Here is a 14,576-nt window from a genome sequence, read left to right on the forward strand (position 1 = left end):
CAGGGGTCCCGTTCCCGTTACCGCCACCAGGGGTCCCGTTCCCGTTACCGCCACCGACCTCACCGCCACCGGGGGTCCCGTTCCCGTTACCGCCACCAGGCGTGCCGTTCCCGTTGCCACCGCCCGGGGTTCCGTTGCCGTTACCCCCACCGGGAGTCCCGTTCCCGTTACCCCCACCGGGGGTCCCGTTCCCGTTACCGCCACCGGGGGTCCCGTTCCCGTTACCCCCGCCGACGTCGTTGCCACCGTCAACGCCGCCGATGGGGTCGTCGGCCTGCACACCCAAACTGACGTCGGCGGACGTCTCTCCCGTGAACGCCGAGGCGGCGCCGGCCACCGTCAGCGACGCGCCGGCAGCGATCACCGCGCCAGCGGCGATTCGTGCCACGCGGATCCGCGTCTTCTTTGTCATTTACCTGCTACCCCCAGTAGCTGTTCGTCATCGGAGCCGGGTCTCCGGGCGGCTACTCGGAGGAGGGTTCCTGTCCTCACTCCGCTCGCCCACGCCCTGGAAACACGCATGCCGCGCGCCAGCCTGTCCAGTATTCGACGAGGCGTCAAGCCGGTTGCGCGAATGATGCCCGATATAGGGGGTTGTTGCCGGACCGGAGGCGACGCAACCGTGACCCCCGGGGCAACCATGCATGGCTCGACCATCTCATTGCCGCCTTGTCGACAATGAGAATTGGCGCTTTCTGACAGATCTCGCGAAACGGGCAGCGTCAGCCAGAGCCATGCCCAGGGGACGCCATGATCCGCGAACGCTCCTCGCGATAGATCCGCCGGGCCACGTCCTCATGCTCCATCAACGCGTCCCAGAATCCCGGCGCGTTCCAGGCAGGTGGTCCCCACGTAAGCGAACCGTCCGGCTCCAACTGAAGGCCCCAGCAAGCCGGGTGATCGGCATCGACCAGATCGAAGAGTCGAGAGTCGAACAGCGGGGGAATCTCCTCATCCGAGAACTCGACCCGGAAGTAATTCACACCATCCGCTTGACAAAAAATCTCAAGGACGATGTATTCGATCCCGCCCCTTAGCATCGCAGCACCTTGCCGCACGCGTCGATCGAGACCTTCAACTCCACGAAATTTGACTTTCAATCCTTCTTCTTCCCTCTGTCATTCATGACCACTTTATAGTCCAGGTCATAAAGAACTTCATCAGTCGTCGAGTTCTTGTAGAAGTGCACGCTGAAGTTACCATATGGACTTTGATAACTCGGCGTCTTGTATTTCCCCCATTGCTCAGCCCCACCCCGAACTGCGAAGGCATCCTGGACGACATGGTTGTCCATCTTACTGCCAGGCTGGATCATAGAGGAGCTATCGAGTGCCTCCTGAGTGAGCCGCCCGCTCGGCGTGAATACTGAACTAGCCGCCTTGTAGAGAAAATATTCTCCTACCTTTATCCCCTCATGAGCCCCGGCACATCCACAACCCTTGACAGTCCGACCTGCCGCAAGCCGAGCCGTAGACCATTCCCACCCAGCACCCACCAGGTAGAGAGCGGCGACAACGGCTGCCTCGCCACAATTTTTGCCCTTGAGGACGCATCTCCCTACCTGTGCAACACCTAGCGGGTCATCAGGAACCTCCAGCAATCCCGAACTCTTAGCGATAGAACAAAAGTCGGCATATCCGGAGCCTCCGCCGCCAGTGCCATGGCAGATATTCTTGGCCCACTTCTCCATGCGATAGCCGTACGTGTCCAGATCCGCGTAAGCAGCCGCGTACACCGACATCTCTTTAAACTCGGGCACCCGCACACCACCAACTACGGGTTGGCCGTCGCTAGATGTGTCAGTGTGGGTTCCACTGGAACTGCTGCTACTGGACCGTGACTTCGATTTGTTCACGCCCTCATTCGGGCGCCCGTTACCTGGCACCTTCTTGCCGTTCGGCTTCGTCTGGGTGGGACAGGCCGAGTCGTTCGGGCCGTTTCCGCACGCCAGGCCCAGTCCCGAAGGGTCGGCGAACGTCGCCGGGTTCTGTGCTCCGTAGCTGTAGCCGTTCAGCGTCTGATGCTTGTCCAGCTCCATCAGCGGGTCGACGCTGATGAACTGGCCGATAGCCGGATCGTACTGGCGCGCCCCCACATGGGTCAGGCCGGTTGCCGTGTCCACCGCCTTGCCCAGGAAGCGTTTGTCGTCGGGCCAGGTGCCGACGGCCGTGCCACGTGGGGAGCCGAACGGTGTGGTGAAGCGCTTGGAGACCGCCTGGGTGGTGGCATCGAGAGCCAGGCCGGCGGTGCCGTGCCGATCGCCCGCCAGGAAGGAGACGCCAGAGGTGCCGGACTCGGTCGAGCGCAGGGCGATGCTCGTACCGCCCACCGAGTAGGAGCGCGTCGCCCAAGTGGTCTTCGTCGTTCCCGAGACCTTGTGGTGGATCTCCGTGGCTCCGACGTACAGGACGCTCGTCCCGTCACCCGTCACCGCGCGCCGGATCAGCAGGGTGCCGTCAGCGTCGTAGAGGTAGCCGGACTTCCGGGTGCCCTGGGCAAGTTGGCTCAGTTTGCCCTCGGTGTTCCAGGTCAGCTCCTGGGTGCCCGAGTCGGGTGCCGGCCTTTTGACCGTGTTGCCGGTCTTGTCGTACGCGTACATGGCCTCGCCCGTGGGGGCGCCGCACTCCGCCGCCGTCGTCGTGCGGGTCAGCGCGTGACGACGCTCCGGGTCCTGATAGCAGTAGGTCGTGGTCGCCGGCGCCCCAGTGACCGGAGTTCGAGTCTCGGTGGCCCGCTGACCGGCGCCGTTGTAAGTGAAGGAGGTGCGGTAGGGCGCCGCCCCGCCCAGAACGCGGCTTCCGCAGTCGTCCGTCGCCGGGGTCCACGCCTCGGTGAGCCTGCGACGACCGTCGTAGCTGAAGCACTGGACGTCGGTCTTCAGGGTCGGGGACGCGTTCGGAGTGTCGGCGATCTTGGTGACGTTTCCCGCGTCGTCGTAGCTGTAGCTCAGGTCCTGCGGTTTGTACGGCGCGGTCTGGGGCGTGGTGACGAAGGACCGGATCAGCCGGTCGGTCCCCTGCTCGTACCGGTTGTCGATATACGTCTTCTTCGCCTCCGTCGCCCCGGAGACCCCGAAGATCAGCTGCTGCGGCTGCCCCTGGGCACTGTAGGAGACGTCCAGCAGGTAGTCGGAGGTGCCGGAGACCCCGATGGGCTGCCCCGTCTGGGTGTAGCGATAGGAGACGATCTCCGAGGCCAGGCCGCCCGCGGCGGGCTCGGTGGCGGAACCAATGGTTCCGTCGAGGTTGTACGAGGTGGAGAAGGAGTAGCTCGCAGCCGCCGCGCCCGCGACGACCAAGGGATCCGTCGCGTCGACGGTCAGCTGGGTCTGCAGGGGGCGGTAAAGGGTGTCGTAGGAGACGATCTTCTTGCCGTACGCCTTGCCCGCGACCCCGCCGTCGTAGCGGACGGACCCGTCGGGCTGCCCCTTGGCGAGGGTGTCATAGGTCCAGGCGGCGACCTTGGTCGCGTCTGTACGCTCGGCACCCGACCACAGACCGGACTTGCGGCCCAGTTCGTCGTAGCCGAACAGAATCTGCCCGTTCTCGGCGTTCTTGGTCCAGTCGGCCTGGTCGAGCGGGGTGTACCCGGAACGGGTCGTGCCCTTGTCCGGGTCCGACTCGGAGGTGCGCCGCCCGAAGAGGTCGTAGCCGTAGTGCCACTGACCACCGTCGGGCCCGGTGACGGTGGCCTGCTTTCCGTCCCGGGTATAGGTGAACCCGGTGGTGGTGTACCCGCTGCCGAGACCGCCCCCGAAGTCGGCGTCGGCAGGACTGGTACCCGCGTACTCACGTCGCTGGACGGTCTGCCCCTGTGCGTCCGTCACCACACGCACGGCCTGGCCGCCGGTGGGTGCGGTCGTCGCCGTCGAGTCCCCCGTGTAGGTCGTCGCCGTCTCCCACCTCTTCGTGCCGAAGACGAGAAAACTGCTGGTGGTGGCGCGACCCGCGCCGTCGAACACGGTGTGGAGCTGCTTGGGCGCCTGACCGAACTCGGCCCGCGTGTACGTGCCGTTCGGTGCCTTCGTCGTGTCGTAGATCCCGGCGTAGGTCTCGTACGCCTGCCCCCGTGAGTCGTATCGCGTATCCGTGAGCAGTCGGCCGCCGAGCGGGGTCGGTACCTGCTTCTGCAGCGGGCGCAGCAACGAGTCGAAGATCTCGTACGACGTCGTCACCGTGGTGGACGACTTGATGGTGGAGGTGGCGACGGACGGCGCCGCGCCGCGCTTCACCGTGTAGGCGAAGCTCGTACTGGCGCTCTGGCCCGCGTCCTTGCTGCGGTTGGGCAGCCAGACGCCGGTGGCGCGGCCGAGCGCGTCGTACGTCTGCTCGGTCTTCTTGGCGTTGGCGTCATAGGTACGCAGCGGGAGACCGCGGAGGCCGTCGAGGAAGGTGGTGACGTTGTGGTTCTTGGGGTTGGTGACGACGGTCTTCGTGGGTACGCCCGCCCCGGCAGGTGTGTGGGCCGTGCTCGTCCGGCGGCCCGCCGCGTCCGTCACCGACAGCATCCTGCTCAGGGGGTCGTAGGTCGTGGTGGTCAGCCGCTGCCAGCCCGAAGGGTGCCGTTCACCGCCGGTCGCTCCTGAGGGATAGGCGGACGCCCGGCCCGTCCAGGTCGGTAGTCCCTTGGTGGGGCTCTGGTCCGCGGTCCAGGTGGTAGTGGCAGTGGGGGCGACGTCGTAGACGGTCGCCGTGTCGGTGATGACATCGCCGCGGGTGGCGGTAGACGCGGGTAGTTCCAGCGCCGTCTCGGCGGTGACGCAGGCGCTGCCGACCGTACGCGTACGGGAGACCAGGCTGGTCAGCCCCGCGGCGGGGTTACGGGCGTACCAGGTACGGGTGCAGGTTTCATCCCCGGTCTTCGCGGTGTCACCGGCGAAGGCCACCTTCACCGGCATGCCGTACGTGTCGTGTTCGGTGGTGGACGAGGTGGTACGCCATGTCTGCCTCAGCGGCAGATACGTGTGCTGATGGGTGGCGCGGGTGCGGACGTAGTGGGCCTCGGTGTCCGCGTGCGACTTGTACTGGGTGGCGGTCCGGGCCGACCAGGGGTCGGCGACCGTGACGGAGACCGAGGTGGATCCGTCGTAAGTGATCTGCTGGCGCTGGAAGCCGCTGTACTGCTCGAAGTCGGTGACGGCTGGCACGTTCAGGCCCGGCAGATCGATACCGGGGGCGGTCACCGTCCGGGTGCCGCCCGCCTTGATCCTGTCGCCGTGCATTCCCTGCAGATAGCTGGTGACGGTTCTGGTCCGGGTGCCGGTGGTCGCACCGGTCCGGGCGGTCACCTTTCCGTACCCCCGCCACAGGGACCAGGTGCGTTCGCCCGCCGGGACGAACGGGCTGTCGTTGTGGCGCCAGGCCGGGTCCTCGTACGTGTACGCGTATTCGACGGGCTCGCCGTGGCCGGTCGGGTCCGACACCGTGACGGCGACTACCCGGTACTTGTGGAACCAGTCGAGGGACGCGTCGGTGGAGCCGTTGACGTTCCAGTACTGGGGGTAGCAGCTGGTGGAGTTGTTGTCCTCGGCGTTCGGCATGGTGCTGCCTCGGACGCACTCCGGATCGTTGTAGGAGACGGTGGTGACGGCTCCGGTCTCGGTCGTGACCGAGCTGACGCGAGGGCGGGTCAGGGGCAGGATGTTGCCGCCGCCGGGCTGGGTCCCACCGGCGACCCGGTTGGGGCGGCGGTGGTAGGTGAACGAGACGGGGTCGAGGGTGATGGGGGTACCGGTGTGGCCGGTGCGCCGTACGCCCTCCAGGACGAGGGTCTGGTCCGAGGAGTCGGCGAGGTCGCCGTTGTCCACGAACCGGTTGGTGAGATCCCAGGAGTCGACGGGGGTGTACGCGGCACCGTTGAGCACCGAGACCTCGACCTTGGTCAGACGCTTGAGGGAGAAGAATGCCGGGCTCTCCGCGATGCAGTCGGTGTCGTTCTCGCCGGCCGTGCAGATGGCGTCGAAGGGGACGTCGGGCCACTTCTTCGAGGTGGTCTCGGTCAGCGGTGCGCAGTCGGCGGCCGTGCAGCGGTCGGCGTGGGTGAGGGCGACCCGGCCGGGGGCGGTGTCGGCGAAGAGCCGGTCGGCCCGCTGACCGTAGAGGATGCGGTTCAGATAGCCGCTGGTGGTGTACTTCGTATTGGCGGTCGACGCCTTGTTCTTGCGGTAGTGGTTGGTCTCCGCCGTGTACCAGTAGGTCATGGCGTTGCCGTGGACGTCCTCGACGAGATCGAGGTTCCAGCGCCACGCCTGCTCCAGGGCGCGGTCGGCGAAGGCGGTGCCCGCCGAGTGACCCGGTTCGCCCGCGTCGTCACCGAAGACGGGAACGGTCCAGACCGAGTTGGTGCGTTCGGTTCCAGCGCCGGGCAGCTTGTCGAGGCCGAAGTGGTACTTCGTGCCGTCGCCCGTGGTGACGGTCCACCGTTCGCCGTTGTCGTCGCTGTTGTCGCCCCCGGTGCTGCGGGTGACGGTCGACGCGTCGTCGTTCTTGAGCCGCCACACACCGGTGGTGTCGTCCTTGACGAGTTCGGTGGATTTGCCGTTCAGAACGAGGGACGCGTTCTCGTACTTCCAGCAGAGGTCGTACTTCTTGTCGTGTCCGTCCTTGTGGCAGGAGTCGTACTTGCGCTCCACATAGGACACGGCCGTCAGTTCGAAGCCCTCGCCGACCTCGGTGCCCTGGTTGTTGGTGGACGCGGTACGACCGTCGACGCCGCCGGAGTCGTAGGAGAGACCCAGGGTGGGCACGGGACCGGCGGCCAGTGGGGGCACGCCCATGTCGTACGACCAGGTGAAGGAGCCGGACGAACCTCCGGACGCCCAGTTGGAGGAGGCGGACAGCGGGGTGGCGGAGTAGTCGCCGGCCCCGGAGGGCGACTGTCCCGGGCCGGTGGCGGCGACCGCGAAGACGGTGTTCTCCGCCATCGAGACCTTCGCGGTCAGCCGTTGCGCACGGATGTCGTTACGGGTCTCGAGAGGGGTCAGGTCACGGCAGCCGGGGCGTTCCGGGCTGGTCACGGCGCAGGCGGGCAGCTGCCACAGACGTAGTCGCGACGCCCAGCCGCCGCCGATGGCCGAGGCGAAGGAGGCGTAGTCGACGGTGAGATCGGTGGTGGTCGGCCGGTCGGTACGGGCCGTCAGTACGACGCCGTCGACGCCGACCGCACCGGTGGCACGCCGGTCGAGGACGGTGATCCTGGCACTTTTCCCGGTGGCCGACTCGCGCCGCTGACCGGTGGGTTTCACGGTGAGGGCGAGGCCACCCGCCGTGGCCGCACGGGCCGTGGGGGACAGCGGTACGGTGACGGTGCCGGCGGCGGGCCAGCGGGCCGCGTTCTGCTGTCGTACGGCGAGTGCGGCATCGGACGCGTCGGCAGCCCGATTCTTCCCGACCCGGTTCCGGGCCTCGCGCGCTCCTGCCGTGTCCATGGCCCTGACCTTGCTGACGCGCTGATCGGGGACGTCGGGGCGGCCGGGTCCCGCGGCCTGTGCCGACGGTGCGAGCGGTGTCAGCCCGACGGGTACGGCGAGGACCGCCGCGAGCAGGGGAATCCCCCAGGCCCGTGGTCTTTGTCGCGGTCGTACCGCAAGCCTTCCGCGTGTGCCCCTGAACATGATCGAACCCCCCACGATGTCGCGTACACGGCGGCGGCGCGATGAGTCTCGCCCCGGCCGTCGGAGAATGGGTATGCGCTGCGTCGGCCGGGGCCGCCGCCACCATGCCCTTGGGGCACGGAGACGGCGGCTACCCGCCCTCCGGGACCGCTCGGTCAGTCGCCGATGACGGTGCTGATCTGTTCCTCGGTCGCCATGGCCCCGGCCCACAGGCGGACTTCTCGTACCTTCGCGGGAAGGAAGTGGCCCCAGGTGGTGGCGGTGACGGCCTTGCCGACTGCGAGCTCCCCGGTGCCGGGGCGCGCGGTGTACGCCGCGTCGAGGTCGTTCTGGGTGTGGCCCACATGGAGACGGATGACCGGGCCGCCGTCGGCGACGGGATCGTAGACACCGGTCAGACGGACGGGTGTGTCGAGGTCGGCCTCGGTGTCGGAGCTGACCCAGGACTTGGTCCCGTCCGCGTTGATCCTTCCGAAGCGCCACAGGCCGACGGGGTGGGTCGTCTCGGCGCCGGTGTCGTCGAGCCGGGTCTCCTTGCCGGTCAGTTCGAACCAGAGCCCCCAGGAGGAGCCGCCGGCCGAGCGCTGTCCGACGACCTGGGCGGTATGGCCGATCTGCTTGGTGAGGACTTTGGCACGGTCGAGTTCGGCGACGGCCGTGACGGTGAAGGCGCCGGTCTCGTCGATCACGGGGCCCGGCGTGGTGGCCGCCCCGTCGAGCCCGTTGAAGGTCATCGCCTCGCCGTCGAGGCCGGCGCCTCCGGCAAGAGTCAGGCTCCGCCCGTAGCCGGAGGTGCTGTCGGCGACCGTGGTACCGGCGGCACCCGTCGCCTGCCAGTCGGCGACGAGTTCGACATCGGTGAAGCCGTTGCGGGTGGAGAGGGTCCGGGCCTCGCGGGCGACCTCCTCCGGGGTGAGGACCCGCTGCCAGACGGCGGCTTCGTCTATGGAGCCGTTCATGGGCCATTCGTGGGCCCCTGCCCATTTCCCGCGCCCGAACTGCAAGGGGCCCTGCGCCGACCAGGAACTGGGATTGGTGGTGGTTTCCTGGAGACGGCCGTTGACGTAGAGGTCCTGCCGCCTGGTCACCGGATCATGAGTGGCCGCGACGTGCGTCCATACCCCGAACACAGCTGGTTCTTTGGAGACCGGGCCCCAGAAGAGCTTCCCGTCGTTGGTGTCCGTTTCCTTCACACCGAAGTACCACTTGCGTACCGCCGGGGCATAGCCCAGACGGAACGGGCTGTGCACCGCGCCGTCCTGAGACAGGATCGTCCTTCCCATGGTGGGATCACCGTCCAGTCGCACCCACGCCGCCACCGTGTACGCCGCCCGTGTCTCCAGCACCGGCCCCGAGGTCGCCGCGTATCCTCCCGCCGAGCCGTCCGTCTTCAGCCCCCGGTCGTTGCGCGGCTGCGCCAGCGGCTGTCCTTGCTGGTCGTACCAGATCTCGCCGCGCCGCCCCCGGTCGTCGCGCACGGCCCCCGCGCCCAGTGCCGCGTTGTCCTGCTGGGCCGGGTTCGCGGTGGAGGTGTCGATCGCCACCCCGGTCGCCTCGTCGAAGCGCCAACGGCCGACCGGCCCGTCACCCTCCTTGACCAGGAAGCTGACGACCTGCGAAGCGCCCCACCGGCCGACGGCGTCCTTCGCCCGCACCTCCAGCTGGTAGGTACCGGACTCCGGCGGCGCGATGTTGAGCCGGGCGAGCGATGCCGCAGCCTGGATCTCGGACGACCATCCCGACATACCGGACCGCTTGTACTGATAGGCGGTCACAGCCCCGTCGCCGGGGGCCGGTGCGAAGGTGAAGAGGTCCTTGACCCCCGGCCCGCCCGCCGGGGCGCACGCGGTGGTAGTGCAAAGCGTGTAGACATTGCCCGGTGTCACGGTCGGAGCCTTCGGCGCCGTCGGGTCGACCCGGAAGTAGCAGAAGGCGCTGCCGCCGGACGTCAGGCTGCTCGCGTAGTTGTTGTAGTACGAGATCGTCTTCGCCCGGAGCCGGTAGGACGTGCCCTCGACCAGCGTCTGCGGAACGGACGGTTTGGCGGCCTGTCCATGGGCCAAGTGTCCGGACGTCGGCGAGACAAAGGGCGTCCCGAGCTGCCCCCACAGGCCCAGGGACTGCTTCTCCAGCTGGAACTGGGCCCTCAACCGTGCCTCGGGCGATCCGCCGGTGACGGTGCGAACGGTGGCGGCCACCTGCGGGGTGGGGTCACTGATCGTGGAAGGATCGGCGGGGTCGGTCGAGCACACCACGCCGGAGCCGGTCACAAAGCCGACCGACGTCGGGTGGTACGGGACTCCGACATAGTCGACGGCCAGTGTCGCATCGTTCTTGAACCGCTTCCAGGCGCTGGTGTCGGTCTCGTCCTGCGCCCGGATCATCAGGGTGAGCCGGGAGAACTTCCCCGCGGCGAAGCTGCGTACCGTCGCCGTCAGGTTCTCGTTCGTCTCCTCCGGATTGTCGTTGAACTCGATCGGCGCGTCCGGGGAATTCGGATCGCACAGGGAGCCACGGCCCGCGGATACCAGCCGGTCCCCCATCAGGTCGAGGTCGGCGGGACGGCCCGCCCACGTCGTGGCCGAGGAGATGTTGTTCGTACGGACCAGGTCGACCCAGCGGGGGTCGCACTGGAAAGCCCAGGGCTCGGTGATACGGAACGTGGCGTCGAGGATGTGCTTCCCCGCGAGTGACGAGGGTGAGAACTCGAAGTAGAGCCGCTGCACATAGCCCGGACCGCAGTAGTAGCCGTTCCATGTGCCGCACTTGCCCGCGCCCTTGCCGCGGTCGTCGCTGTGGTTGTCCCAGCCGTAGTCGCTGTGGCCGTCGGAGCGCAGCAGGGTCCGCTCGGCCTCGCCCCAGGAGACGACCGGGTCGATGTAGAGCGGGAAAGCGGCGGGGTCGGTCTGCTTCATCAGGGCCGTGTCGGGGACGATGCTGATGCTGTCCTTCGCGACGGTGATCGGCAGATCGGCCAGGTCGTCCCCGGGACGCGGGCCGGATTCGGGCGCGCTGTCGGAGCCGAGCGCCCGGGCCGCTGTCCCGGCACGGCCTCCGGCACCGGGTGCGGCACGGAGGTCGTCGCCCGAGGAGTCCCACATCTTGGCGGGCGGGACGGTGAAGACCTCCGTCGCGTTCGCGTCGACGGCGGCCATACCGCCGCCCTCGGTGGATATGATCTTGAGACGGTTCACCTCGGTGGAGAAGGTGATCTTCTTCAGCGCCGGATCGGCCGCCGCTTTCGGCGTCTTGACCACGAGCACCTCGCGGAAACCGTCCACCGTCGCGGTCATCCGGAGGTCGACGCCGGGCCGGACCTCCGGGTACACGGCACTGGCCCCGTCGACGACGGGCTCCGGCAGGGTGCCGGGCCAGCCGAGGGCCAGGGTCCGGCCCTCGCGGCCGACCCTGACGAGGCCGGCCCCGTCACCGCCACCGGAGAGGACGACGTCTACCGCGGCGGCCCGGGGCCGCAGGGTCCCGTCGGAGCGCTTCTCCAGGGTGGGGTCGGGCTTGGTCCACGAACCGTCCCGTCCCCTGACCCGGACCGGGACGGCGGACTGTTCCAGCCGGAAGGAGGAACCGTCGGGATTGGCGTACGTGGTCTCGAACTCGGTACGGGCCCCGGCCACCTCGACCCGTTGACCCGTCGCCTCGGCCTTCCGGAGCGCCGCTTGAGACTCCCCCGTGCCGTTCCCGGCGGCGGAGACCGCGTCGCGTACGGGCTCCGCCTCGGCGAGAACGGGAACCCCGGTCGCGACCAGAACTCCGCTCAGCGCCACCGTGACGGCTCTCCGGCGCCAGAGCACCCTGCCGTACACAGACATCGCCCACCCCCCGTGAGTCACTCATGTCACTGCGTGCGCGCATACTCACGGCGACTACATGGCCACGTCAACGAATTGATGCGTCGACGCAGGAGGAGCGTTCGGCGGACTGACCGATTCCCGACCCCGGAAACGCCCAGGTACCGGGCTTGTGCACCCTCCGCACCATCGCGGGATTGGCTGAGATGTGACCAAGGAGTGCACACTCCGTGCAGGGACTGTGACGCGGTGAGCGCGGCACGGAACGCGGAAGAGCGCCGGCCCCGAAGGGCCGGCGCTCTCGCCGTAGGGACGGGGTCGTGCCCCGGAGGCTACTTCTCCTGGTCCTGGCGCTTGCGCCAGCGGATGCCCGCCTCCAGGAAGCCGTCGATCTCGCCGTCGAGGACGGACTGGGGGTTGCCGACCTCGAACTCCGTCCGGAGGTCCTTGACCATCTGGTACGGGTGGAGGACGTACGAACGCATCTGGTTGCCCCAGGAGTTGCCGCCGTCGCCCTTGAGGGCGTCCATCTTGGCCTGCTCCTCCTGGCGGCGGCGTTCGAGGAGCTTCGCCTGGAGGACGTTCATGGCGCTCGCCTTGTTCTGGATCTGGGAGCGCTCGTTCTGGCAGGAGACGACGATGCCGGTGGGGATGTGGGTGATCCGGACCGCGGAGTCGGTCGTGTTGACGCCCTGGCCGCCGGGGCCGGAGGCGCGGTAGACGTCGATACGGAGCTCGGACTCGTCGATCTCCACATGGTCGGACTGCTCGACCACGGGCAGCACCTCGACACCCGCGAAGGACGTCTGGCGGCGGCCCTGGTTGTCGAAGGGGGAGATACGGACCAGCCGGTGGGTGCCCTGCTCGACGGAGAGGGTGCCGTAGGCGTAGGGGGCCTTCACGACGAAGGTGGTGGACTTGATCCCGGCCTCTTCGGCGAAGGAGGTCTCGTAGATCTCGGTGCCGTAGCCGTGGCGCTCCGCCCAGCGCAGATACATCCGCTGGAGCCGCTCGGCGAAGTCGGAGGCGTCGACGCCGCCCGCCTCGGCGCGGATGTTGACGAGCGCCTCGCGCTCGTCGTACTCGCCGGAGAGGAGGGTACGGACCTCCATCTCGTCGACCGCGCGGCGGACGTCCGTCAGCTCGGCCTCGGCCTCGGTCCGGGTGTCGGCGTCGTCCTCGGCCTCGGCCAGCTCGAAGAGGACCGCGAGGTCGTCGATCCGGCCCCGGAGGTGCTCGGCCTTGCGCAGTTCGGCCTGGAGATGGGAGAGGCGGCTGGTGATCTTCTGTGCCGCGTCCGGGTCGTCCCACAGGGAAGGGGCGGCCGCCTGCTCCTCGAGCACGGCGATGTCTGCCCTCATCCTGTCGAGGTCCAGAACGGACTCGATCGACCCCATGGTCGCGGAGAGGGACTTCAGCTCTTCGGATACATCGACGACTGCCACGCGTCCAAGCGTAACGGCTGCCCGGCCCGACCCCGCCCTCCAGGTGGCGGCCCCGCCCCCGCGGGCGGCCCCACCGGGGCGAACACCGGTACGGCACCCCGGCGGCCGGGTCGGAAGGCGGGCCGCTCCGGGCCGCACGGAACGGTGCGTACGCCGTACGTCACGGCTCGCGCCCGCCGGATCAGCGCTCCGCGGCGGGCGCCGGGGGCGCGGGGTGGGCGTCGGCGTCCGCGGTGGCGAGCCAGCCGCCGATCCCGACGACCACCGCCACCAGGAGCGCCGCCACACCCCGGCGGATCCGGACCGAACGGCGGCTGCCCTTGTGCCGGGCGGAGCCGGGGCGGCGCTGGCCGGGGCTGCGGGGGGCGCGGGCGGTGCCGTGCGCTCCTCCGGCCAGCTCGTCGGGGGCCGGGACGCGCATGGAGGTGTGGGTGTCGCGGTTGGCGTCCGCCGGAGCGGCACCGGGGACCAGGGGGACCGCGCCCCGGCGGCGGGGCGCGGCATCCGCCTCGCCGGCGGACGGGTCCGCGGAGGCTCGCGTATAGCGCTCCGTCGGCGTGGAGTCGTCGTCGCCCTCCGCCGGTCCGTCGACGTCGCGTACGTCCAGCGGCGGGAGGCCCGCGAGCCCCGGCAGGGCCTCGCGGAGCCGGGTACCCAGTTCGGAGGCGCGCAGCCGGGAGGCGGGGGCCTTGGCCAGACACTGGACGATCAGCTGCCACAGGTCGTCCGGGATGCCCGGGAGGGGGACCACGGTCTCGGTGACATGGCGGCGCAGTACGGCGCCGGGGTGGCCGCCGCCGAACGGGGTGAACCCGGCGAGCAGCTCGTACAGCACGGTGGCGAGGGCGTAGATGTCGACGGCGGCGCGCGGCGGCAGGCCCTCGACGATCTCGGGCGCCAGATAGTCCGGAGTGCCGATGATCTTCGTGGACTTGGTGCGCCGCGCGGTGTCGATCAGCTTGGCGACGCCGAAGTCGGTCAGCAGCGCCGGGTGGGAGCCCGCGGGGCCGAGGGGGCCCTGCATGTCGAGGAGGATGTTCTCCGGCTTCACATCGCGGTGGACGATCCCCGCGCGATGGGCGGCGGCCAGCCCGTCGGCGACGTCGGCGACGATCGCGACGGCCGCCTCGGGCGCGAGCCGGCGCTCCCGGTCGAGGCGGGTCCGCAGATCGGTGCCGCGGACGAGATCCATGACCAGGGCGAGATCGGTGCCGTCGACCACGAGGTCGTGGACGGCGACGATCCGCGGGTGGTCGAGCCCGAGCAGGGCGGTCCGTTCCTGGACGAAGCGCCCGACCAGCTCCTGGTCGGCGGCGAGGTCCTCGCGCAACAGCTTGATGGCGACGGGCCCTTCGGGGCCCTCCCCGGCCCACACCGTGCCCGCGCTGCCCCGTCCGAGAATCTGATGGGCCGTGTACCGGCTGCCGATATTCCGTGCCAAGACTGCTCCCTCAGCGGCTGGCGTTGCCCATAACGTACGCGGCTGTCGGGGAGACATGTGCCCCGGATGGCGGCAAGGGCCACACGCGTCGGGCGAATTCCATGGACATCACCGGACATATCAGGGGAAAGCTCGGCTGTTTTCACCCTTGAGGAAGTCGATAAAGCGACCGCCCGGTTCCTGCGGTTCATTCTCGGGCAGGGCGGAGCCGACCCGGGCGGGATCGCGTGGGCACGCTGTCCCGCCCCGGTCGTGGAGTCCGGCGACCCGAT

Annotated in this window: 5 protein-coding genes; all 5 read right to left on the reverse strand. The window is 68.9% G+C overall.

Features of this window, described 5'->3' with window-relative positions; all coding sequences use genetic code 11:
• Positions 1–722 precede the first annotated feature (722 nt).
• Positions 723–1,100, reverse strand: a complete 378-nt coding sequence (locus ACFXG1_RS21975; protein ID WP_384710298.1) for a hypothetical protein — start codon at positions 1,098–1,100, stop codon at positions 723–725.
• On the reverse strand, positions 1,097–7,426 hold the full coding sequence (locus tag ACFXG1_RS21980; protein ID WP_384744204.1) for an RHS repeat-associated core domain-containing protein: 6,330 nt from the start codon (positions 7,424–7,426) through the stop codon (positions 1,097–1,099). Before ACFXG1_RS21980 ends, ACFXG1_RS21975 begins: the two co-directional genes overlap by 4 nt.
• A gap of 341 nt (positions 7,427–7,767) precedes the next feature.
• Positions 7,768–11,439, reverse strand: coding sequence for a LamG domain-containing protein (locus ACFXG1_RS21985; protein ID WP_384710304.1), 3,672 nt, complete (start codon positions 11,437–11,439; stop codon positions 7,768–7,770).
• 311 nt (positions 11,440–11,750) lie between these two features.
• Positions 11,751–12,863 carry a peptide chain release factor 2 gene (gene prfB / locus ACFXG1_RS21990; RefSeq protein ID WP_384718905.1) on the reverse strand — a complete coding sequence of 371 codons (1,113 nt, stop codon included), beginning with the start codon at positions 12,861–12,863 and terminating at the stop codon, positions 11,751–11,753.
• A 181-nt stretch (positions 12,864–13,044) separates the two neighbouring features.
• Positions 13,045–14,304, reverse strand: coding sequence for a protein kinase (locus ACFXG1_RS21995; RefSeq protein ID WP_384718903.1), 1,260 nt, complete (start codon positions 14,302–14,304; stop codon positions 13,045–13,047).
• Positions 14,305–14,576: the final 272 nt, after the last annotated feature.

The sequence above is a fragment of the Streptomyces sp. NPDC059248 genome, from assembly GCF_042753905.1.
Lineage (GTDB): Bacteria > Actinomycetota > Actinomycetes > Streptomycetales > Streptomycetaceae > Streptomyces.